Source organism: Pseudomonas sp. ACM7 (assembly GCF_004136015.1).
Taxonomy (GTDB): domain Bacteria; phylum Pseudomonadota; class Gammaproteobacteria; order Pseudomonadales; family Pseudomonadaceae; genus Aquipseudomonas; species Aquipseudomonas frigoris.
The window spans coordinates 5,910,495-5,930,171 of sequence record NZ_CP024866.1 but is presented as its reverse complement, the minus strand read 5'-3'; the positions used below and the strand labels follow the sequence as shown (position 1 = coordinate 5,930,171).

Sequence of the window (19,677 nt, the reverse complement as noted above, 5' to 3'; positions counted from 1 at the left end):
ACAATGTTGAATGGGAGGCCGTCATCGCGAGCAAGCTCGCTCCCACAGAAGGCGATAGCTGCGGGGTTACTTGGGGTAACCGGCGCGCTTCATTTCACGTTCTGTGGTTGACTGGGCAGCGGTCAGGGCCTGGTCGACCGTGGTCTGGCCGATCAGTGCCGCCGAGAACAGCTTGCCGACCTGGGTGCCCACGGCCTGGAATTCAGGAATGGTCACCAACTGGATGCCGATATACGGCACGGGCTTGAGGGTCGGTTTGCTCGGGTCCGCAGCTTTCAGCGACTCGAGGGTCACCTTGGCGAACGGCGCAGCCTTTATGTACTCATCGCTGTACGTCGAAGCGCGAGTACCTGGCGGCACGTTGGCAATGCCGTCTTTCTCGGCAACCAAAGCGCCATATTCCTTGGAAGTGGCCCAGGCGCTGAAGGTTTTCGCGGCGTCCTTGGCCTTGGAACTGGTCGGAATCGCCAGCGCCCAGGAATACAACCAAGCCGAGCCCTTGTCGGTGGTCTCGTGCGGTGCGTAGGTGAAGCCGACGTGGTCGCTGACCTTGCTTTGGGTCTTGTCGGTGACGAAGGAACCGGCGACGCTGGCATCAACCCAGATCGCGCACTTGCCACTGTTAAACAGCGCGAGGTTTTCGTTGAAACCGTTGCTCGATGCACCCGGTGGACCGGAGTTCTTCATGGTGTCGACGTAGAAGTTCAGCGCGTTTTTCCACTCGGGGCCGGTGAATTCCGGCTTCCACTGCTCATCGAACCAGCGCGCACCATAGGCATTGGCGACGGTGGTGATCAGCGCCATGTTCTCGCCCCAACCGGCCTTGCCGCGCAGGCAAATGCCGTACTGTTCTTTATCCTTATTGGTGAGCTTGCTGGCGAATTCACTGATCTGGGTCCAGGTCGGATGCTCGGGCATGGTCAGCCCGGCTTCCTTGAACAGGTCGGTACGGTAATAGGTGATGGAGCTTTCAGCGTAGAAGGGCAAGGCATAGAGCGAACCCTTGACCGACAGGCCTTCACGCACCGATGGAAACACATCGTCGAGGGCGTAGCTGGCCGGCAAATCCTTCATCGGCTCCAGCCAACCCTTGGCGCCCCAGAGTGCGGCTTCGTACATGCCAATGGTCAGTACATCGAACTGTCCGCCCTGAGTGGCGATGTCGGTGGTCAGGCGTTGGCGCAGGACATTTTCTTCCAGCACCACCCAATTGAGCTTGATGTCCGGGTGCTCGGCCTCGAAGGTTTTCGAGAGTTTTTGCATGCGGATCATGTCGCTGTTGTTGACGGTGGCGATGGTCAGGGTCTGGGCGCCGAGGCTGACGCTGCTGAGGGTCATGCAGGTGAGGGCAAGCAGAGCTTTTACAGAAGGTTGCATCGTGCACTCCTTTTCTGCACCCGGCGGGTTACAGAAGGACAGTTATTGTTTTTGTGTCTTCCGACGGCAGGAAGAATGTGCACTGATTACAGCCTTCAATTGATGACGTGACAAATCATCCATCGCACTTGAATCGATACTATTTTGCACTTGGGTTTGGAAGGAGAGGTGCAGGGAACGGCTTTTTAGCGGTTAGACCCTATGGATTCCGTACAGGTTTTCGGGCCCCAAGATCAAAAGATCGCAGGCTCCGCCAGCTCCTACATTGGAATGCGATCCCCTGTAGGAGCTGGCGAAGCCTGCGATCTTTTGATCTTTCTTTACCCGAGATTTTGCTCAGTCAACCGCTGCACCGCCAACCGCCGGTAATGGGACGGCGTCATGCCCTTGAGTTGCTGAAAGCGCCGATTGAAGTTGGAAATATTGTTGAAGCCCGATTCGAAACACACATCGGTTACCGGTTTGTCACCGTCGGCCAACAGCTCACAGGATTTGCTGATGCGCAGTCGATTGACGAATTCGATGAAACAGCGGCCGGTGGCTTGCTTGAACACTCGACTGAAATAAGTCGGCTTCATGCCCAAATGCTCGGCGACTTCCTCCAGCGGCAGTTCACGGGCGTAATGCGCGAAGATGTAATCCACCGCCCGGTTGGTGCGATCAATATTGTGCTCGTCGGCCAATTGCGGTGTCGTGGCCCCGGACAGCAGCTGATAGTCGTCAGAGGTCGCCAGCAACTCCAGCAGAATGAAAAAGTGCCCGAGGCGCGTAACGCCTTTGGTGTCGGCGATGCGCTGCATCAAAGTCATGGCCTGGCGGATAGTGCGCTTGCAGCGAAACTCGATGCCGTACTGGGCGCGCTCCAACAGCGGCGCCAGCGTCTTGAGCTCGGCAAACACCAAGTGGCCGCTGTCGAACAACTCGTCCGTGAAATTGACCAGCATGTCGCGCTTGGGCACCACTTCGTCTTCGGCCACCTGGCTAATCCAGTTGTGGGGCAGGTTGGGGCCGGTGAGAAACAGCGATTCCGGATAGAAGTTACCGATGTAGTCACCGATGAACACTTTGCCGGAGCTGGCGACGATCAGGTGCAGTTCGTATTCCTTGTGAAAATGCCAGCGCACCAACGGGCAGGGAAAACCGTGCTGACGATAGATGATGGACAACCCGTTATGGTCGTCCATCAGTTCGTAGGAGGGGTCTGTCACGCGGGCTGTTCGGGTCATGTCAGGACGCTTTTCTTGTTATCGCTATCGGATCATGCCTCTTTTGGCGCCTGCTGTGCCAGCCTGCTATGGCTTTCGCTTAGGCCGGCGCGTGCAACCTGTCTCCGTAAACCGCTTTCATGCTGGTGGCGCTCCAGCAGTAGCGGACAATATCCGCCTCGTCAAAAAAATCGGTGCTGATGATGCTGCAACGGGTGACCCAGTCGCGGGTGGTGTGGAACCAGTCGTTGATTTGATTTTTGATGTGCTGCGGGCCACCCAACAGCGAATAGCACGTCGCCGGCAAAGACCAGAGAAATCTCTCGTAAGGCGCCCCCACAAGGGTGGTCTGGATATGCGATTGCAGATCGATGGTGTCGGTGAATACCTTGCCGTTCCACTTGTGAGGTATTTGCGGCCAGAAATAATCACTGTCGAGTCCGGGTTTTGCCTGTGCTGCCATGACAATGCGGCGCTGCGAACTGGCGCGCTTGAGCTGTTCCACTGTACTGCGCGCGTCCGAAGGACGGATCAAGCGCGAGCCCAGGCGGCGCATCAGTAGATCATTGAGTTGTTGGTAGTCGAAAAGCTTCGCCGCATCCCCTAACTGGTGGAAGTCGAGGACGATGAATTCGTTCGGGTTTCGGTCGAGGAATGTCGTCACCGCGTCGATCAGTTCATCAAGAATGCGGTGGGATTGATAGCCGTTGTGATGGAAGTAGAACACCGGTACTACCGGGCCGGCGGTACAGCCAAGCCGGATATCGAACGCCCGTGCGCCGTTGGCCAGTTGCCAGGCAAATGAGTCGCTCTGGCACGTTGTCCAGTTGCCGACCACCACCTCATAGTTGGGCGCTTTTTTGTCCATGCCAGCGTTGTGCGTGCCGGGCCAGACAATATCAGTCAGCTTCAACTGGCCGATATCCAGTACGTTGCTCATCCATCGCTGTTTGTCGAGTGTGGTTGCTGTATTGCGGGTCATGACAGTTCCTTGTCGTTGATTCGCCCCATCCATGGGGAGAAGAAGTTCATGTGTCGGATGTGGCTGGGTGCTACATCCGTATCACTCGCCTGAGACAAAAGGCTTCATGACCCAGCATAGAGGTGCGTGGCAGTATTGCCAGCGGTGGAAACACTTACACAAGAATAGCTATTTGATGGCGCGAAAATTGTTAATTTCGCTTGCTCGCTTTGGTCAGGTTTACAGTTCGGCAATAAGAGACAATGTTGGACTCTTCAATAAAGTCGACATTGATGATGTTGCACTTTAACGCCCAGTCATTTTTCTTCGGGTCGAACCAGGAGTTAAGCTCATCATGAATGTCCACGGGGCCGCCGAGAGCGCTGTAACTGGTGGCGGAAAGCGACCATGGTGCCCATGTGCCTGGCGGGTATTTCAGCACATTAATAATGTGCTTTTCCAAATCCGCGGTGCTGGTAATACCGCTGCCAGACCATTTGTGCTTGATCTGCTCATGAAATACATTTCGATCAAGAGCACTGTGCCATGGGGTCGCGACCAGTATCCTTTGGCGTGGACTGATTTGCTTGAGTCTATTAAGGCTCAGGCCCTGGTTTTGGGCAGGAATCATTCGATCGCCGATAAACCTCAATATCATGTCGTTGAAGTATTTGAAGTCAAATGGTTGCTTGCCGTCCTTAAGTTGGTGAAAATCCAGAATGACAAATTCATCAGGGTTTTCCAAAAGGAATTTATTTAGATCGGTTACCAGGTTTCCCAACGTGCGGTTAGAACGGTAACTGTCATGTAAAAATATGAATTTTCCTAACCCTGGGGCAGTGGCGTCATAAATCAAACGGGCATCAAGTGCTCGGGACCCATGACACAGTTGGTTGTAGAACGATTCATGCTGACAGGCCACCCAGTGGGCGGGAGGGCCGAAAAACGGCCAGGACGCTTTCCAGTCGCAGCCAGCATTATGAGTGCCAGGCAGAGTCAGTTCGCAGAGCGATAAAGTGTCAATGGCCGGCGTGGCGGACATCCAGTTATTATTGGCGTAGTTGCTCATTTAATGCATCCTTGCATTTATTTATAAGAAGGGTTGATGGTGCCGAACTTAACTAAGTTTGGCTGGGTGTTTATAAGGAGGATGTTGGGTTCGGTCAATAACAGCGGTAATGCAAAATGTTTGTTGTTGGTGTGAGTTCTATAACGGATTTCGATTCTTCGCTTCAATCCATTGCGCCATGTATTGCGTACTTTTATGGTGGTGATGACGCAACATGCTTCCCGTAAAGTTGTCGCTTCTAAGTTGTGCCAAGTATTGTTGGCAATACAACAACTTTTCGATCAGCGCCGGACCATGTTCCGATTGTCGATAACGATCGGCCAACAATGTCTTCCCTTGGGATTGGGCGTCCGTCCACAGAGCCTCGTCCTTGTACAGCTGAACCGCGCTATCGGCGAACGCCTGTGCTGTACGGGTCACAGCCCCCGGCCAGAGATGTTCGCCATGCATTGCTTCTGCGCCGATTGGCGTTGTGATCGTGGGCGTGCCACACAACATGGCGTCGACAATCTTGCCTTTGATACCAGCACCAAAGCGTAGGGACGCAAGACAGATACGCGCGCCAGACATGACTTCTAACGCATCTTCTGCCCAGTTCATTACATGAAAACCCTGGCTGGCGTTGTGCAGCGCAGTCGCCTTGGGGGGCGTGTAAGCACCGTATATGTGCAACTGAGCGGCGGGCAGTTGCGCGCGGATCAGCGGCCAGATAGTGGTTTTCATCCAGAGCACCGCATCCCAGTTGGGCGCATGACGGAAGTTGCCGATGCTGAGAAAGTGCGCGCGGTCTTCAAACGAAACCGGGGGCGCGCTCGGTAGATCAACCATCAGCGGACACCAGTGCAGCAAGTGGCGCGGCAGCTTGAATTGCTCGACCAGCAACTCGATCTCTACTTCGGAAACCATCAGACTCAAGTCGCAACGATAAATCGCTGCGATTTCCCGTTTGGCCAGATCGGTCTGGGCCATGAGCTCAAACTCTTCACGTAATGCCGGCGCGAACAGTTGATTGAAATCATTGGCGTCGTCGCTGGCCTTCAAGCGCTCCTTGAGGCGTTGATGGCGGGCATCTCGCAGGCTTCGCAGATCGGAGGTCTCAAGCACGCGCAAGGCAGCGGGACAGTGTTTTTCAACGCGCCAGCCGAACTGTTCTTCCATCATGAACTGATCGAACAGAACGATATCGGGGGCCAGTTCGCTGATAAAGGTGTCGAAACTGCTGTTGTTCAATTCGATCGGGACTTCGCGAATGCCCAAGACCGTCAGGTCTGCCCGGTGTTCACCGGTGCCGGCCGGGCTACTGAACGTAATGTCCCAGTCTTGCTGCAAGAAGGTCTCGAGAATTTGCATCATGTGCCCACTGGCCGCTGAAGAGCGGGGCTCGGGCCAGACGTAACCAATGACCAGGACGTTGGTTGCGCGGGGCTGGGTCATCGGTATTCCTTGAGACGGGTAATCGGGTAGGGCGCAATTAAACCACAGCAAGTGTGGCATTGAACTGAACGCTCCGGTGTCAGGCGCAAAAAAATGGATGACCCAGAACAGTCAAGGAAACACGACAACCCCACAGAGCAAAAGGGTTGAGATTGTCGTGTCTTGATTTACTGACCCAGGGTGGCGGGTAGCGTTCTGCAAAACGCCTCGTCGGCGGGTGGTGCCTGATTCGGATACGTATCCGGAAGAACCTTGACCATCGTCGTCTCGACAACGCCGTCCGCGTACTCAGCTTCGAAGAACTCTGCGCTCCAACCCACCTTGGGAGCACGGAGAGTCGTCTGGACGTCCATTGAGGCCGGCAATTGTACTGCGGTGTAGCGCACGCCGCAGTTGTACCGGAAGTCCCGAGCCTGCGGGTTGCGGGCTGTCCACTGGGTCATCCTGATCGGTATTTCGGACAAGGTCAGGTGCAACTTGGTCGATGTGGCGTCAAGGCGTTGTTCCTGTGCCTTTAATCTCGGTGCGGTATTGCCGGTCTGCCGCCGCTTGATATAAGGAATCAGGTTCGCTTCAACAAACGCCCGCACATCGTGGGCGGAATTGGGAATGACCCGAAGTGTATTGTCACCCGGCAGATCCGCAAGATACTGGCGTGAAGCATCCGGGATGAAGAAGTCATCGCCACTGGCGTTGACGATGTATTTCGGGATCTTCAAGCGGTCGGTGTAGCCGGACAGATTCCGATAGGTCATCGGATCTTCGATCTGCATCAGCTGCTTGAACGGCTCGGTCTTGCGTTGGGCTATCACGCCTTGCATGTAGTAGTCGATGTACGCCAGTGGCCAGTTACCGCCGTAGGCGAGAAACGTCTGGTCGAACACTTTTTCCGTGTTCAAGACGTCAATAACAAACGGCACGATGCTATCGACGCGTGAGTCCGCAAGGGCGGACAGCCATACCGCCCAACCGCGTTTCGATGCGCCGGTGGCCAGGAAACTCCGCACCTGGCCTGGCTGCGTTTCCTTTTGCGCCAGGTCCATGGCCTTGACCAGCGCTTCCATCATCGGCACATGCAGCGACATAAAAGGCTGTTGTTTCGGACCCTGCATGAACAGCTTCCAGCTGTGGGCAACGCTGCCATCTTCTGTACGCGGCACGCCGTCATCGTTGTAGGTCAAATACTGGTTAGGGACATTACTGACAGCCACTACGATCAAACCGGTTTGGCGGGCAATGTTGAGCAGTGTTTGCTGCGAAAAGTTGTTGGGTGCTCCCGGAGACTCACCGGACAAAGGGTTGTTGACGCCGTCGTTGGCGACCAGCACGGCACGCGTACCCTTGACGTTGTCGGGAATGTACAGGTCGACTCCATGGGTCCAGCCGGCCGGGGCGACTTGACCGCCCTGGCCCCAGGACTGTGACGTCAACTCGAAGCGCCGGATGTTGACGCCGGGCTGTTGCTCTTGTCCCTTACTGATGTAGCGCAGCGGTTGCGTCGCTTCGGCTTTGCGATAGCAGCTCAATACTTCGCTGAACGCCTGTCCGCTCTGTTCAAAGCAGTGCTGGGGATTGTCGGAAGAGGCTGACTGGCAACCATATCCGGCGATGAGCATCAGCAATAATCCGCTGATTTTCAAATTACGTGCGTAGCGTTCGGTTCGACTCGGCATGGACTCGGTTCCTTATGAGTGGGATCACCGGTCCAATCAAACGCCAGGCGGGCGGCCTTTTCTACTGTCAAACTTGACAGGTCAGAGCCCAAAAACGCCGAAAAATGCAGCCTTACGTCGGTTTATGCAGAAAAGTGCTGGGGCCAGGATGCCCTGTCAACTGTCTCAGACCAGCATGCCTTTGACCTTGTCGCGCAACTGATCAATGGAAAACGGTTTACCAATCACGTGCATACCTTCGGGCACATCAATGCTTTCGGCATAGCCACTGGCAAACAGGATCGGCAACTCAGGGCGCAGCATCCGGGCCTGGGTGGCCAATTCACGGCCGTCCATCACCGGCAAACCGACGTCTGTCATCATCAAATCGATGTACTGATCTTCATCGTTGAGGAATTCCAGCGCCTTTTCACTTCCATCGGCCTCAAGCACCTTGAACTCCAGCTCCTCCAGCACATCGACAATCAGCATGCGCACGATGTCATCGTCTTCGACTACAAGGATGATGGACGTGTTGGAGTACATAGTGGGGGGTTCTCAGGTTGAATTCGCGGTTGCCGGTCGATCGAAATCGCCGGGCTCTTGTTTGAGTAAGTGACGGAACCCGACAAGTTCCCAACGCCGTGGAAAAAAGAATAGCTGTACTCGTGCTGACAAGGATAACCGCTCCTTTGCGTTGGAGCAGTGGAATGTAGGATTTTGCGCGAAAACGCGTCAGAAAATTGGATCACTCCGCCGCTTTTGGGGCAAACTCCTTGGTTTTCAACAGCTCGACAAGGTTTCCCCCATGACATCCGCGTCTTCGGTTGATGAGCAACGATTCCGTAAACTCCTGAGCCGCAACGTCAGCCTGCCGTTGGGTGTCGGCGTGCTCAGTGCAGTGTTCTTTGTTTCGCTGATTACTTATCTGCTGTCGATGATCCAGTGGGTTGAGCACACCGCCCGGGTGATCAATAACGCCAATGAATCGATCAAGCTGACCGTCGATCTGGAAACCGGTATGCGCGGCTTCCTGCTCACTGGCGACGAGCACTTCCTTGAACCGTACGAAATGGCCAAGCCGCGAATCGCTGTCGCCCTCAATACCTTGCTCGAACTGACCGCGGACAACCCGGTGCAGACCGACCGTCTGCACCGGCTCCAGGCCTTGCAGAATGAATGGGCCACTTACGCGCAGGCAATAATTGAATTGCAGCGATCCAGCGGCGATTACCGCAGCGCGGTAAAGGCCGGGCGCGGCAAGCGGCTGACCGATGAGATCCGCAAGCAATTCGAAGACGTGATCGACATGGAGCAACAGTTGCGCACCACGCGCAACGAGGACGTGCGCCGCACCACGATCTGGAGCATCAGCCTTTACCTGTTGTTCATCGCCGGGATCAGCGCATTGCTGGCCTACATTGGCCGTCGGGACTTGCTCAACCTTTCACAAAGTTACAGCGCCAACCTCGCCTCGCAACAGGCCAGCGCCCAGCGTCTGGAGCAGCAGGCCTGGCTGCGCAATGGGCAGACCGAACTGGCCGAACAAGTGCTGGGGCAACTGTCGCTTAATCTGCTGGGCCGCAACATTCTGCAGTTCTGTGCGCAGTACCTGGGCTCTGCCGTAGCAGCCATTTATGTCCGCGAAGACCATGGCGGTCTCAAGCGCATTGCCTCCTACGGTTTCTCTCGCGAGCAGGAAGCGCGCGAACAGCAGATTTACAGCGATGAAGGCATTGTCGGCCAGGTAGCGAACCAGGCTCGCTTGATTCGTCTCGATGACGTACCGAGCGATTACTTCAAGGTCAGCTCCGGCCTGGGCGAAGGTCTGCCGCATAGCGTGCTGGTCGTGCCGACCAGTGACGACGATCGGGTCAACGGTGTGATCGAACTGGGCTTCCTGCGCCCGCTGACGGACCGCGATGTCGAATTGCTTCAGTTGATTGCCGGCAACATCGGTACGTCCATCGAGGCCGCTCGCTATCGCCAGCGCTTGCAGGAAGTGCTGGCCGAAACTCAACAGCTCAACGAAGAGCTGCAGGTTCAGCAAGAAGAACTCAAGACCGCCAACGAAGAACTGGAAGAGCAGTCGCGGATTCTCAAGGAATCTCAGGCGCATCTGGAGACCCAGCAGGTCGAGCTTGAACAAACCAATGAGCAGCTCGCCGAGCAGGCCGGGAGACTGGCCGAGCAGCGCGACGCCATGGACCTGAAGAACACCGAGCTCAATCAGGCCCAGACCCAGCTCGAAGAACGCGCCGAAGAGTTGCAGCGCTCGAGCAAGTACAAGTCTGAATTCCTCGCCAACATGTCCCACGAGTTGCGCACGCCGCTGAACAGCTCGTTGATCCTGGCCAAGTTGCTGGCGGAAAACCCCCAGGAAAATCTCAGCGCCGAGCAGGTCAAGTTCGCCGAGTCGATCTACTCCGCCGGCAATGATTTGCTCAACTTGATCAACGACATTCTCGACATCTCCAAGGTCGAGGCCGGCAAGCTTGAGATTCGACCGGAGAACACCAGTGTCGCGCGTCTGGTGGATGGCTTGCGCGGGATGTTCCAACCCCTGGCGACCGACAAGAAACTGGATTTCCAGGTCGAGGTGCAGGCCGGTGCGCCGATGATGATCTTCACCGATCGCCAGCGTCTGGAACAGGTGATTAAGAACCTGCTGTCCAACGCGGTGAAATTCACCGAAAGAGGTACGGTCAGCCTGACGGTCGCCAGCCAGCCAGGCGACGGTATCGCCTTTATCATTCGCGATTCGGGGATTGGCATTGCCGCGGATCAGCAGGAGAGCATTTTCGAAGCCTTCCGCCAGGCCGATGGCACCACCAATCGCCGTTACGGCGGCACCGGCCTGGGCTTGTCGATTTCCCGTGACCTGGCCGCCTTGCTCGGCGGTTCCATCAGTGTCACCAGCGAGCCGGGGCAGGGCAGTGTGTTTACGCTGGTTTTGCCGCAGCAATACGTTGAACCGGGCGAAGAGCCTGTCGAACCGATGAGAGCCACGCCGGTGGCCATTACACCGAGAGTGACGCCGGCCGCGCTGGTGCCGTTGATTGCTGATGTCGATATTCCGCGTTTCGACGACGATCGCACCAAGGCGCCCTTCGCCACTCGTTGCATTCTGGTGGTGGAAGACGAGCCGAACTTTGCCAATATTCTTTATGACCTGGCGCATGAGCTGGGGTATCAATGCCTGGTGGCGCACGGCGCCGACGAGGGTTACGACCTGGCCAAGGAGTTCATCCCGGACGCCATTCTGCTGGACATGCGCCTGCCGGATCATTCCGGGTTGACTGTGTTGCAACGCCTGAAGGAACACGCTGAAACCCGGCACATTCCGGTGCATGTGATTTCGGTGGAAGACCGGGTCGAAGCCGCGATGCACATGGGCGCCATTGGTTACGCGGTCAAGCCGACTACCCGAGAAGAACTCAAGGACGTGTTTGCCCGCCTTGAGGCCAAGCTGACCCAAAAGGTCAAACGGGTCCTACTGGTCGAAGACGATGATGTACAGCGCGACAGCATTGCCCGGCTGATCGGCGACGATGACATCGAGATCACTGCCGTTGGCCTGGCGCAGGACGCGCTGGAGCTGCTGCGCACGACGATTTTCGACTGCATGATCATCGACCTGAAGCTGCCGGACATGCTCGGCAACGACCTGCTCAAGCGTATGTCCACCGAAGATATCTGCTCGTTCCCGCCGGTGATCGTCTACACCGGGCGCAACCTGACCCGGGACGAAGAGGCGGACCTGCGCAAGTATTCGCGCTCGATCATCATCAAGGGCGCGCGCTCGCCAGAGCGTTTGCTGGATGAGGTCACACTCTTTCTGCACAAAGTCGAATCCAGGTTGTCCCATGAGCGCCAGAGGATGCTCAAGACCGCGCGCAGCCGCGACAAGGTTTTCGAGGGTCGCAAGGTGCTGCTGGTGGACGACGATGTACGCAATATCTTCGCCCTCACCAGTGCCCTGGAGCAAAAGGGTGCAGTCGTGGTCATCGGCCGGAACGGCCGTGAAGCGATTGAAAGACTGAATGAAGTCGAGGACATCGATCTGGTGTTGATGGACGTGATGATGCCGGAGATGGATGGCTACGAAGCCACCATCGAGATTCGCAAGGACCCGCGCTGGCGCAAGCTGCCGATCATTGCGGTGACGGCCAAGGCCATGAAGGACGATCAGGAGCGCTGCTTGCAAGCGGGCTCCAATGATTACCTGGCCAAGCCCATTGACCTGGATCGCCTGTTCTCGCTGATTCGCGTGTGGTTACCAAAAATGGAACGCATTTAGTGGAACGCAATTTTTCAGTGGAGCGAAATAGCGAAATCGAAATTCGCTTGTTGATCGAGGCGATCTACCTCAAATACAGCTATGACTTTCGCGACTACTCCGGCGCTTCGATCAAGCGCCGGGTCAATCACGCGTTGAGCCAGTTCGAGTGCACGACCATTTCAGCGTTGCAGGAAAAGGTCCTGCACGACCCGACGGCGTTCATGCAGTTACTGCAACTGCTGACGATCCCGGTCAGCGAAATGTTCCGCGACCCTTCGCATTTCCTGGCGATCCGCAAGGAAGTGGTGCCGCTGCTCAAGACTTACCCCTCGATCAAGATCTGGATCGCCGGTTGCAGCACGGGGGAAGAGGTCTATTCGATGGCTATTCTGCTGCGTGAAGAGGGCTTGCTCGATCGCACCATCATCTACGCCACCGACATCAATCCGCGCTCGCTGGACAAGGCCAAGCAAGGGATTTTCTCCATGGAGAATGTCCGCGCCTACACTCATAACTACCAGCAGGCAGGTGGCCAGCGTTCGTTCGTCGACTACTACACGGCGGCTTACGGTTACGCCATTTTTGACAAGACACTGTGTGAGAACGTGACCTTCGCCGATCACAGCCTCGCGACCGACAGTGTCTTTTCAGAAACTCAATTAATTTCGTGTCGTAATGTTTTGATTTATTTCAACAAAAAGCTTCAGGATCGTGCGTTCGGTTTGTTTCATGAATCCCTTTGCCATCGAGGATTTTTGGTGCTGGGCAGCAAGGAAACCCTGGATTTTTCGGCCTACGGCAACCAGTTCCAACCGTTGGTCAAACAAGAACGGATTTACCGCAAATCATGAACAGTGCAGCGAATTTACCTTCTATAGAGGCCATCGTGATCGGCGCCTCGGCCGGCGGTGTGGAGGCATTGCTGAACATCCTCACTCCACTGCGAGAAGGCTTCAAGCTGCCGATCATCGTGGTTTTGCACCTGCCGGACGAACGTCGCAGCCAACTGGCCGAGGTGTTCGCACGGCGAGTAGCCATGCCTGTACTGGAAGCCCGCGACAAGACGCGGGTCGAAGCGGGAACGCTCTATTTCGCGACACCGGGTTATCACTTGTCGGTGGAGCAGGACCACAGTTTTTCCTTGAGCCTGGAAGCCCGCGTGCATTATTCGCGACCGGCCATTGATTACCTGTTCGAGTCGGCCGCCGATGCCTACGGTTCAGCCTTGGCCGCCGTGTTGTTGACCGGCGCCAACCGCGATGGCGCCCACGGCCTGGCTCAGGTCAAGCGCCGTGGCGGCATGACCATCGTCCAGGACCCGGATGAAGCCCAGGTCGCGACCATGCCTCAGGCTGCGCTTGATATACACCAGCCGGACCATATTCTCCCTATACGCGGCATCGGCCGTCTGCTTGTCGAGCTGGAACGAATCGCATGCTAAGTACTATCCAGGCCAAATTGCTGATCGTCGACGATCTGCCGGAGAACTTGTTGGCGCTCGAAGCGTTGATCAGGCGCGAAGACCGTATCGTCTATAAAGCTTTGTCCGCCGACGAAGCCTTGTCGCTGTTGCTCCAACACGAGTTTGCCATGGCCATTCTCGACGTGCAGATGCCCGGCATGAACGGCTTCGAACTGGCCGAGCTGATGCGCGGCACGGAAAAGACCAAGAACATCCCGATCGTGTTCGTCAGTGCCGCCGGTCGTGAGTTGAACTACGCGTTCAAGGGCTACGAAAGCGGCGCCGTGGATTTCCTCTACAAGCCGCTGGATATTCACGCGGTCAAGAGCAAGGTCAACGTGTTCGTCGAGCTGTTTCGCCAAAGCAAGGCGATGAAACAGCAGGTCGAAGAGCTGGAGCAAAGCCGCCGCGAGCAGGAAACGCTGCTCAAGCAATTACAAAGTACCCAGCTGGAACTGGAGCAATCGGTGCGCATGCGTGATGACTTCATGTCCATCGTTGCCCACGAAGTCCGCACGCCGCTCAATGGCCTGATCCTCGAAACCCAATTGCGCAAGATGCACCTGGACCGGGATAACGCCGCGGCGTTCACCCTGGACAAGATGCACGCGATGGTCGACCGCGACGAGCGGCAGATCAAAAGCCTGATCCGCCTGATCGAAGACATGCTCGATGTGTCGCGCATTCGTACCGGCAAGTTGTCGATCCGACCGACGCGCTTCGATCTGTCGACGCTGGTTCGCGGCTTGTTGCAGAACTTTGCACCGCAGATCGATGCTGCCGAGTCATCGGTCACCCTGGAGGCCGAGCAACCGGTGGTGGGCAGCTGGGACGAATTTCGCGTTGAACAGGTGATTTCCAACCTGCTGACCAATGCTTTGCGCTACGGCGCCAAGAGTCCGATCACCGTTAAGGTGTACAGTGGGAGCGGTCAGGCTCGGGTGGAAGTGCGCGACCTTGGGATCGGTATCAGCGAAGAGAACCAGAAGCGTATTTTCCAGCAGTTCGAACGCGTCACGGCCAAACACGCTGTCGCGGGGTTGGGCCTGGGCTTATTTATTTCCGAGCAGATTGTGGCCGCCCATGGCGGTTCCATTACCGTCGAAAGCCGGATTGGCGAAGGCGCCTTGTTTCGCGTTTGTCTGCCGCTGTAGGAAAACAGCCAGAAAAACGCAACCTCTGATCGACCCCACGGTCGTATCAGCAGCTATTGACCGAACAAAGGCTTCCCATGAGTGAAGATGCACAAGACGTCGTATTGATCGTCGAAGATGACCCCTCGATTTTGATGGTGCTGTCGGCCTATCTGTCGGGTGAGGGCTACCGGGTATTGCAGGCCGAAAACGGCGAGCAGGCCTTCGAAATTCTGTCGAGCAAACCGCACCTGGACATGATGATCACCGACTTCCGCCTGCCGGGCGGAATCTCTGGCGTCCAGATTGCCGAACCTGCCGTGAAGCTGCGACCGGAACTCAAGGTGATCTTTATCAGCGGTTATCCGCAGGAGATCCGCGAGACGGACAGCCCGATCACCCGTAAAGCACCGATCCTGGCCAAGCCGTTCGATCTGGAAGTGCTGCAAGAGCTTATGCAGGAAATGCTTTCCTGATATCCCGCGTACTATCGTAGGAGCTGCCGAAGGCTGCGATCTTTTGATCTTATAAAAGCAAGATCAAAAGATCGCAGCCTTCGGCAGCTCCTACACGAGTGATCTTCAAATCCGGATCATCTCCCGCACCTTCGCCGTCAGCAGGTCGAAGGTGAACGGCTTGGTGATCATCTGCATGCCAGGATCAAGGAAACCACCGCGCACCGCCGCGTGTTCGGCGTAGCCGGTGATGAACAACACCTTGAGATCCGGCCGGTATTGGCGGCCGATTTCTGCCAGTTGCCGGCCATTCATGCCGGGCAATCCAACGTCGCTGATCAACAGATCGATACGCTGCCCGGAGTCGAGAATCGGCACCGCGCTGTCGGCATCGCCAGCCTCGACGAAGGCATAGCCCAGATCACTCAGCACCGTACTGACCAACACCCGAACCGCCGGATCGTCCTCGACGATCAGCACCGTTTCTCCATGCTGTGCGAACGGAGCGTGCTGGACGTCCACCGGGCTGTCCTGAGGCACGACACCGCCGAATCGCGGGAGAAACAGACTCACCGTGGTGCCTTTGCCCACTTCGCTGTGAATGGCGACGTGGCCGCGTGATTGCTTGCTGAAGCCATATATCATCGACAATCCAAGGCCTGTGCCCTGGCCGATGGGTTTGGTGGTAAAGAACGGATCAAAGGCCCGGTTGATGGTGCTTTGCGGCATGCCACACCCGGTGTCTGTGACGCTCAGCACCACGTAATCACCTGGTTGAAGGTTGCTCTGGGCCTCGGTGAAGCCAATGTCCAGATACTGATTGCTGGTTTTCACCACCAGTTTGCCGCCGTCGGGCATCGCATCCCGAGCATTGATCACCAGATTGAGCAGGGCGCTTTCCAATTGGTTGGGATCGGCTTCGGCCACCCAGAGTTGCTCGTCTAGCTGCATGTCCAACTGAATGCTTTCGTTGATGCTGCGCTGAAGCAATTCACCCATGGAGATCACCAGGGTGTTCATCTCCACAGGTTTGGAGTCCAGCGACTGACGCCGTGAAAACGCCAGCAGACGGTGGGTCAGGCCCGCCGCGCGATTGGCTGAGGTCACCCCAAGATCGATCAGACTGTCCAAGTCTTCTGTACGACCCCGGGCCAGGCGTCGACGCAGCAACTCCAGACTGCCGATGATGCCGGTCAGCATGTTGTTGAAGTCGTGGGCAATACCGCCGGTGAGCTGGCCGACCGCTTCCATCTTCTGCGATTGGCGCAGGGCTTCTTCATTGTGTCGTAGCTGGGCGGTGCGTTCCTCGACCTGCTGTTCGAGGGTTTCGAGGGTGTTTTGCAACCGCAGTTCGCTTTGACTCAGATCGATCAGCCGGTCCCTGGCTTCGTACTGTCGTCGACGTCCGCGCAACGCGGTGGTCACCAGGCTGATCAACGTGACCGGGTGAAAGGGGCGCTCAAGAAAGGTCACGTTCCCCAATTGTGGGCCGTAGCGCGACGCCGGGTTTTGTTCCGGGCCGCCATGGTAGGTCATCAATACAATCGGAAGGTCCGACCAGGCCGGCTGTTGCTCGATCAGGCCGAGCAGCGGTTCAAGATCACCGCCCAACAAGGCCTCGGAAGAGATCAACAGCAATCCTGCCCCTTGCTCCAGCTCGCTGCATAACGCCACCAGGTCCCGAGTAATCACCCCGTCGTAACCCGCTTCATTGAGCATCATCAGCGCAATTTGGCTGTCGCGACCCAGCGGCGCGAGAATGATCGCGCGCTCGGACATCGCTTCCTGGGCAATCACGGGCTTTGTTCCTCAAGCAAAGGATTGCTGGCACCCAGATAGGTCGGGACACCCCGCAATACCCCCTGAAATGCATCCAGCGGTTCACCAATGGTCATGCCCTGAGCGCTGATGCGGTATTCACGAATGGTCGATTCATGGCTGCCGGTGCGTTTCTTGATGATCGAGATCGCCCGGCGAACCTTGCCCAATGCCTCGAAGTAGCGCAGCAGGATGACCGTATCGGCCAGATAGGTGATGTCCACGGGGGCTTGCATGTCACCGACCAGTCCATGCTGGGCGACGGTCATGAAGGTCGCGGCACCCTGGCGATTGAGGTACAGCAGCAGCTCGTGCATGTGCAGTACCAGCGCGTTTTCCTCTGGCATCGCCGCTTGATAGCCGTTGATGCTGTCGATCACCACGGTCTTGATATTGCCCTCATCGACGCAGCGACGAACCCGGTAGGAAAACTCTCCGGGGGACAACTCTGCCGCGTCCACTTGCTCGATCAGCAGGTTGCCGGTGTCTTGCAGCGCCTTGAGGTCGATGCCGATGTTCTTCATGCGCTCGAACAGCAAACCGAGCTCTTCATCGAAAATGAACAGCGCGGCTTTTTCGCCACGGGCCACGGCGGCAGCGGCGAAGATCATCGAGATCAGCGATTTGCCGGTACCGGCCGGGCCGAGGATCAACGTGCTGGAACCGGTCTCGATCCCGCCGCCGAGCAGGGCGTCCATGGCCTTGATGCCGCTGGTCAACTGCTGGCGGACATAGCGACCGCGATGCTCGGCGGCCACCAGCCGCGGAAACACATGTACGCCATCGCCCATGATGGTGAAGTCGTGAAACCCGCCTCGGTACTTCTGACCACGGTATTTCACCACACGGATCCGCCGACGCTCGGCGCCATAATTGGGGGTCAGTTCCTCAAGGCGAATGACGCCGTGGGCCACACTGTGCACGGTTTTGTCGAGGGATTCGGTGGTCAGGTCGTCCAGCAACACCACCGTGGCGTCATAGCGCACGAAGTAATGTTTGATCGCGAGGATCTGGCGACGGTAGCGCAATGAGCTTTGGGCCAGCAGACGGATCTCGGAAAGACTGTCGAGCACCACGCGGGTCGGCTTGACCCGTTCGACCACTTCGAAAATCTGCTTGGTAGCTTCGCCCAGCTCAAGGTCCGAGGAATACAACAAGCTCTGCTGATGCTCGGCATTGAGCAGGCTTTCCGGGGGCGTCAGCTCGAAGATGTAGATGTTCTCATCCAACTCCCAGCCGTGGGACAACGCACCCTGTCGCAGCTCCCGCTCGGTTTCCGACAACGTGATGTACAACGAGCGCTCGCCGGCTCGGGCGCCGGCCAACAGAAAATGCAAAGCGACGGTGGTTTTGCCGGTTCCGGGTTCACCCTCCAGTAAAAACACATGGCCGCGGGACAGTCCACCGGCCAGGATGTCATCCAGACCTTCGATGCCGGTGGCGGCTTTTGCACTGATCAACTCGTTTGATGTAGACAAAAAATGCCCTCTCATGACTAGGGGAAACGAGGCAGCAGGCCGTAAGTGCCTGAATGGACTGCCTGTTCTCTTGACCCTTGACCGAGACGACGAGTTCAACCAAATTTTTGCTGTTGTTAAAGCCCTTGCTGCAAGGCGGGGTCGTCGGGATTGAGTTGTTCAAGTTGCGCCAACAGAATCTGCACGTTCTGCAGCTGGCCGCTTTCTTTCCAGTAATTGATCAACAATACCCGGGCTTTTCGGTCGGCCGGGTGCCGCTGGACAATCTCCTGCAACTGTTTCTGCGCCGCTTCCAGCTCCTGTTCATCGTGAAGTGTGGTGGCCAGGTCGTAGCGGTAATCCTTGTTGTCCGGCTCCAGCTCCACGGCTTTGGAAAGGCCGAGCAGGGCGAACTCACTTTGCCCGTGATGCAACAGCCAAAGCCCCAGGGCATGTTGCAGGTAGGCCGAGTCGGGCTGAGCCTTTAGCTGCTTGGCCAACAGTTGCCGGGCCGCATCGTTTTGGCCCAGGCGGTCCAGCACGTCGATTTGCATCACCAGCGCGGGCAGGTTGCCGGGCGCAAGACGCAAGGTGTTCTGCAGTGCCTGCTGAGCCTCTTTCCATTCTGCGTTGTGAAGATGCAGCCAAGCCAATTGATATTGGTTGTCGGCGCTTTCCGGTTGACTCTTCAGGTCCTGTTCCCAGGCGTCGATGGCTTGCTCCAGCGGCCCGAAGTACAAACCGAGATCGTCCGGCGACAGCCCCAGCAAGGCGTTCACGGCGGCATAGCGGACGCGCTGTTCGCTGTCATCGAGTAACGGGCCCAGCAGCAGGCTGCGCTGACCGCTGGGCACCAGACCGCTGATGCTTTTGATCGCCGCGATGCGCACGTCTGGCGATTCATGCTGCAAGTCCGCATCCGCCAGTTTCAGGGCCACGGAGCTGGGGTAGTTGGGCAGTTCGGCATGCAACCAGACGCGGCGTTTGGGCGATATATCAGGGCGGCCCAATTGCTGGTAGAGGACCCGCGCTGCGCCCGGTTGGCCTGCGCGAGCCTGGTTCAGCGCCTCGCTGTAGCCACGCTTGATCGCCTCCGGCACGGCGGGGGTTGTGCTGCGCAGGGAAAACCAGGCAAGGCCGATGGCAAACAGGACGCAGAGGCTGATGAGCAAGTAGCGGCGGGACTGGGGCATGCAGGAATCCGGGAGCTGGCAAGCTGTTTCAAAGTTGCCAGCTTCGGTCAGGTAAGGCTGTGAGTCAAACCAAGACTCAGTTGAATACGTGAGTCAGTCGATTCAAGGCAGTCTGGCTTTTCAATGATTTTGCCTACAGGTTGCGTCGACATTGAAACCCGTCGAGGCGCCTTGGCAGT

The 19,677-nt window shown here is 56.9% G+C and carries 15 protein-coding genes; 5 read left to right on the top strand and 10 right to left on the bottom strand.

Annotated elements, in window-relative coordinates; all coding sequences use genetic code 11:
• Positions 1-66: 66 nt before the first annotated feature.
• The 7 genes from CUN63_RS28105 to CUN63_RS28075 form a co-directional block, all read right to left on the bottom strand.
• Positions 67-1,377, bottom strand: a complete 1,311-nt coding sequence (locus tag CUN63_RS28105) for a sugar ABC transporter substrate-binding protein (RefSeq protein ID WP_129444283.1) — start codon at positions 1,375-1,377, stop codon at positions 67-69.
• 320 nt (positions 1,378-1,697) lie between these two features.
• Entirely contained in the window at positions 1,698-2,603 is a 906-nt protein-coding gene (locus CUN63_RS28100) for an AraC family transcriptional regulator (RefSeq protein ID WP_129444280.1), read from the bottom strand.
• A gap of 79 nt (positions 2,604-2,682) precedes the next feature.
• Positions 2,683-3,564 carry a phospholipase gene (locus CUN63_RS28095; protein ID WP_129444278.1) on the bottom strand — a complete coding sequence of 294 codons (882 nt, stop codon included), beginning with the start codon at positions 3,562-3,564 and terminating at the stop codon, positions 2,683-2,685.
• Positions 3,565-3,754: 190 nt separating this feature from the next.
• Positions 3,755-4,612 carry a phospholipase gene (locus tag CUN63_RS28090; protein WP_129444276.1) on the bottom strand — a complete coding sequence of 286 codons (858 nt, stop codon included), beginning with the start codon at positions 4,610-4,612 and terminating at the stop codon, positions 3,755-3,757.
• A gap of 138 nt (positions 4,613-4,750) precedes the next feature.
• Entirely contained in the window at positions 4,751-6,046 is a 1,296-nt protein-coding gene (locus CUN63_RS28085; RefSeq protein WP_129444274.1) for a glycosyltransferase, read from the bottom strand.
• 167 nt (positions 6,047-6,213) lie between these two features.
• Positions 6,214-7,719 carry a PhoPQ-activated protein PqaA family protein gene (locus CUN63_RS28080; RefSeq protein ID WP_129444272.1) on the bottom strand — a complete coding sequence of 502 codons (1,506 nt, stop codon included), beginning with the start codon at positions 7,717-7,719 and terminating at the stop codon, positions 6,214-6,216.
• Positions 7,720-7,884: 165 nt separating this feature from the next.
• Positions 7,885-8,244, bottom strand: a complete 360-nt coding sequence (locus CUN63_RS28075; RefSeq protein ID WP_129444269.1) for a response regulator — start codon at positions 8,242-8,244, stop codon at positions 7,885-7,887.
• Positions 8,245-8,506: 262 nt separating this feature from the next.
• Between CUN63_RS28075 and CUN63_RS28070 the strand changes: the two genes are divergently transcribed.
• The 5 genes from CUN63_RS28070 to CUN63_RS28050 all read left to right on the top strand — a co-directional run bounded on the left by CUN63_RS28070 (position 8,507) and on the right by CUN63_RS28050 (position 15,051).
• Complete coding sequence (locus CUN63_RS28070) at positions 8,507-11,998, top strand: response regulator (protein ID WP_129444267.1); 3,492 nt, start codon at positions 8,507-8,509, stop codon at positions 11,996-11,998.
• Positions 11,998-12,831, top strand: coding sequence for a protein-glutamate O-methyltransferase CheR (locus CUN63_RS28065; protein WP_129444265.1), 834 nt, complete (start codon positions 11,998-12,000; stop codon positions 12,829-12,831). The genes CUN63_RS28070 and CUN63_RS28065 overlap by 1 nt, the downstream gene beginning before the upstream one ends.
• Complete coding sequence (locus tag CUN63_RS28060; protein WP_129444263.1) at positions 12,828-13,421, top strand: chemotaxis protein CheB; 594 nt, start codon at positions 12,828-12,830, stop codon at positions 13,419-13,421. Before CUN63_RS28065 ends, CUN63_RS28060 begins: the two co-directional genes overlap by 4 nt.
• Positions 13,415-14,596 carry a hybrid sensor histidine kinase/response regulator gene (locus CUN63_RS28055; RefSeq protein WP_129444261.1) on the top strand — a complete coding sequence of 394 codons (1,182 nt, stop codon included), beginning with the start codon at positions 13,415-13,417 and terminating at the stop codon, positions 14,594-14,596. Before CUN63_RS28060 ends, CUN63_RS28055 begins: the two co-directional genes overlap by 7 nt.
• Before the next feature lie 77 nt (positions 14,597-14,673).
• The gene (locus CUN63_RS28050; protein WP_129444259.1) at positions 14,674-15,051 is read left to right on the top strand and encodes a response regulator; all 378 of its coding nucleotides are present in this window, start codon (positions 14,674-14,676) and stop codon (positions 15,049-15,051) included.
• Between the two features lie 105 nt (positions 15,052-15,156).
• Here CUN63_RS28050 and CUN63_RS28045 read toward each other — a convergent pair whose 3' ends face one another.
• The 3 genes from CUN63_RS28045 to CUN63_RS28035 form a co-directional block, all read right to left on the bottom strand.
• Positions 15,157-16,809, bottom strand: a complete 1,653-nt coding sequence (locus CUN63_RS28045; protein WP_371928238.1) for an ATP-binding protein — start codon at positions 16,807-16,809, stop codon at positions 15,157-15,159.
• A gap of 14 nt (positions 16,810-16,823) precedes the next feature.
• Positions 16,824-18,326: an ATPase domain-containing protein gene (locus CUN63_RS28040; RefSeq protein ID WP_129444255.1), complete on the bottom strand. Its 1,503-nt coding sequence runs from the start codon at positions 18,324-18,326 to the stop codon at positions 16,824-16,826.
• Positions 18,327-18,442: 116 nt separating this feature from the next.
• Positions 18,443-19,498, bottom strand: coding sequence for a HEAT repeat domain-containing protein (locus CUN63_RS28035; RefSeq protein WP_129444253.1), 1,056 nt, complete (start codon positions 19,496-19,498; stop codon positions 18,443-18,445).
• Between the last annotated feature and the right edge of the window lie 179 nt (positions 19,499-19,677).

Bases quoted from the DNA above. Each gene is read 5' to 3' on its own strand.
- CUN63_RS28105 (WP_129444283.1), bottom strand. From the start codon at position 1,377: ATGCAACCTTCTGTAAAAGCTCTGCTTGCCCTCACCTGCATGACCCTC.
- CUN63_RS28100 (WP_129444280.1), bottom strand. From the start codon at position 2,603: ATGACCCGAACAGCCCGCGTGACAGACCCCTCCTACGAACTGATGGAC.
- CUN63_RS28095 (WP_129444278.1), bottom strand. From the start codon at position 3,564: ATGACCCGCAATACAGCAACCACACTCGACAAACAGCGATGGATGAGC.
- CUN63_RS28090 (WP_129444276.1), bottom strand. From the start codon at position 4,612: ATGAGCAACTACGCCAATAATAACTGGATGTCCGCCACGCCGGCCATT.
- CUN63_RS28085 (WP_129444274.1), bottom strand. From the start codon at position 6,046: ATGACCCAGCCCCGCGCAACCAACGTCCTGGTCATTGGTTACGTCTGG.
- CUN63_RS28080 (WP_129444272.1), bottom strand. From the start codon at position 7,719: ATGCCGAGTCGAACCGAACGCTACGCACGTAATTTGAAAATCAGCGGA.
- CUN63_RS28075 (WP_129444269.1), bottom strand. From the start codon at position 8,244: ATGTACTCCAACACGTCCATCATCCTTGTAGTCGAAGACGATGACATC.
- CUN63_RS28070 (WP_129444267.1), top strand. From the start codon at position 8,507: ATGACATCCGCGTCTTCGGTTGATGAGCAACGATTCCGTAAACTCCTG.
- CUN63_RS28060 (WP_129444263.1), top strand. From the start codon at position 12,828: ATGAACAGTGCAGCGAATTTACCTTCTATAGAGGCCATCGTGATCGGC.
- CUN63_RS28055 (WP_129444261.1), top strand. From the start codon at position 13,415: ATGCTAAGTACTATCCAGGCCAAATTGCTGATCGTCGACGATCTGCCG.
- CUN63_RS28050 (WP_129444259.1), top strand. From the start codon at position 14,674: ATGAGTGAAGATGCACAAGACGTCGTATTGATCGTCGAAGATGACCCC.
- CUN63_RS28045 (WP_371928238.1), bottom strand. From the start codon at position 16,809: ATGTCCGAGCGCGCGATCATTCTCGCGCCGCTGGGTCGCGACAGCCAA.
- CUN63_RS28035 (WP_129444253.1), bottom strand. From the start codon at position 19,498: ATGCCCCAGTCCCGCCGCTACTTGCTCATCAGCCTCTGCGTCCTGTTT.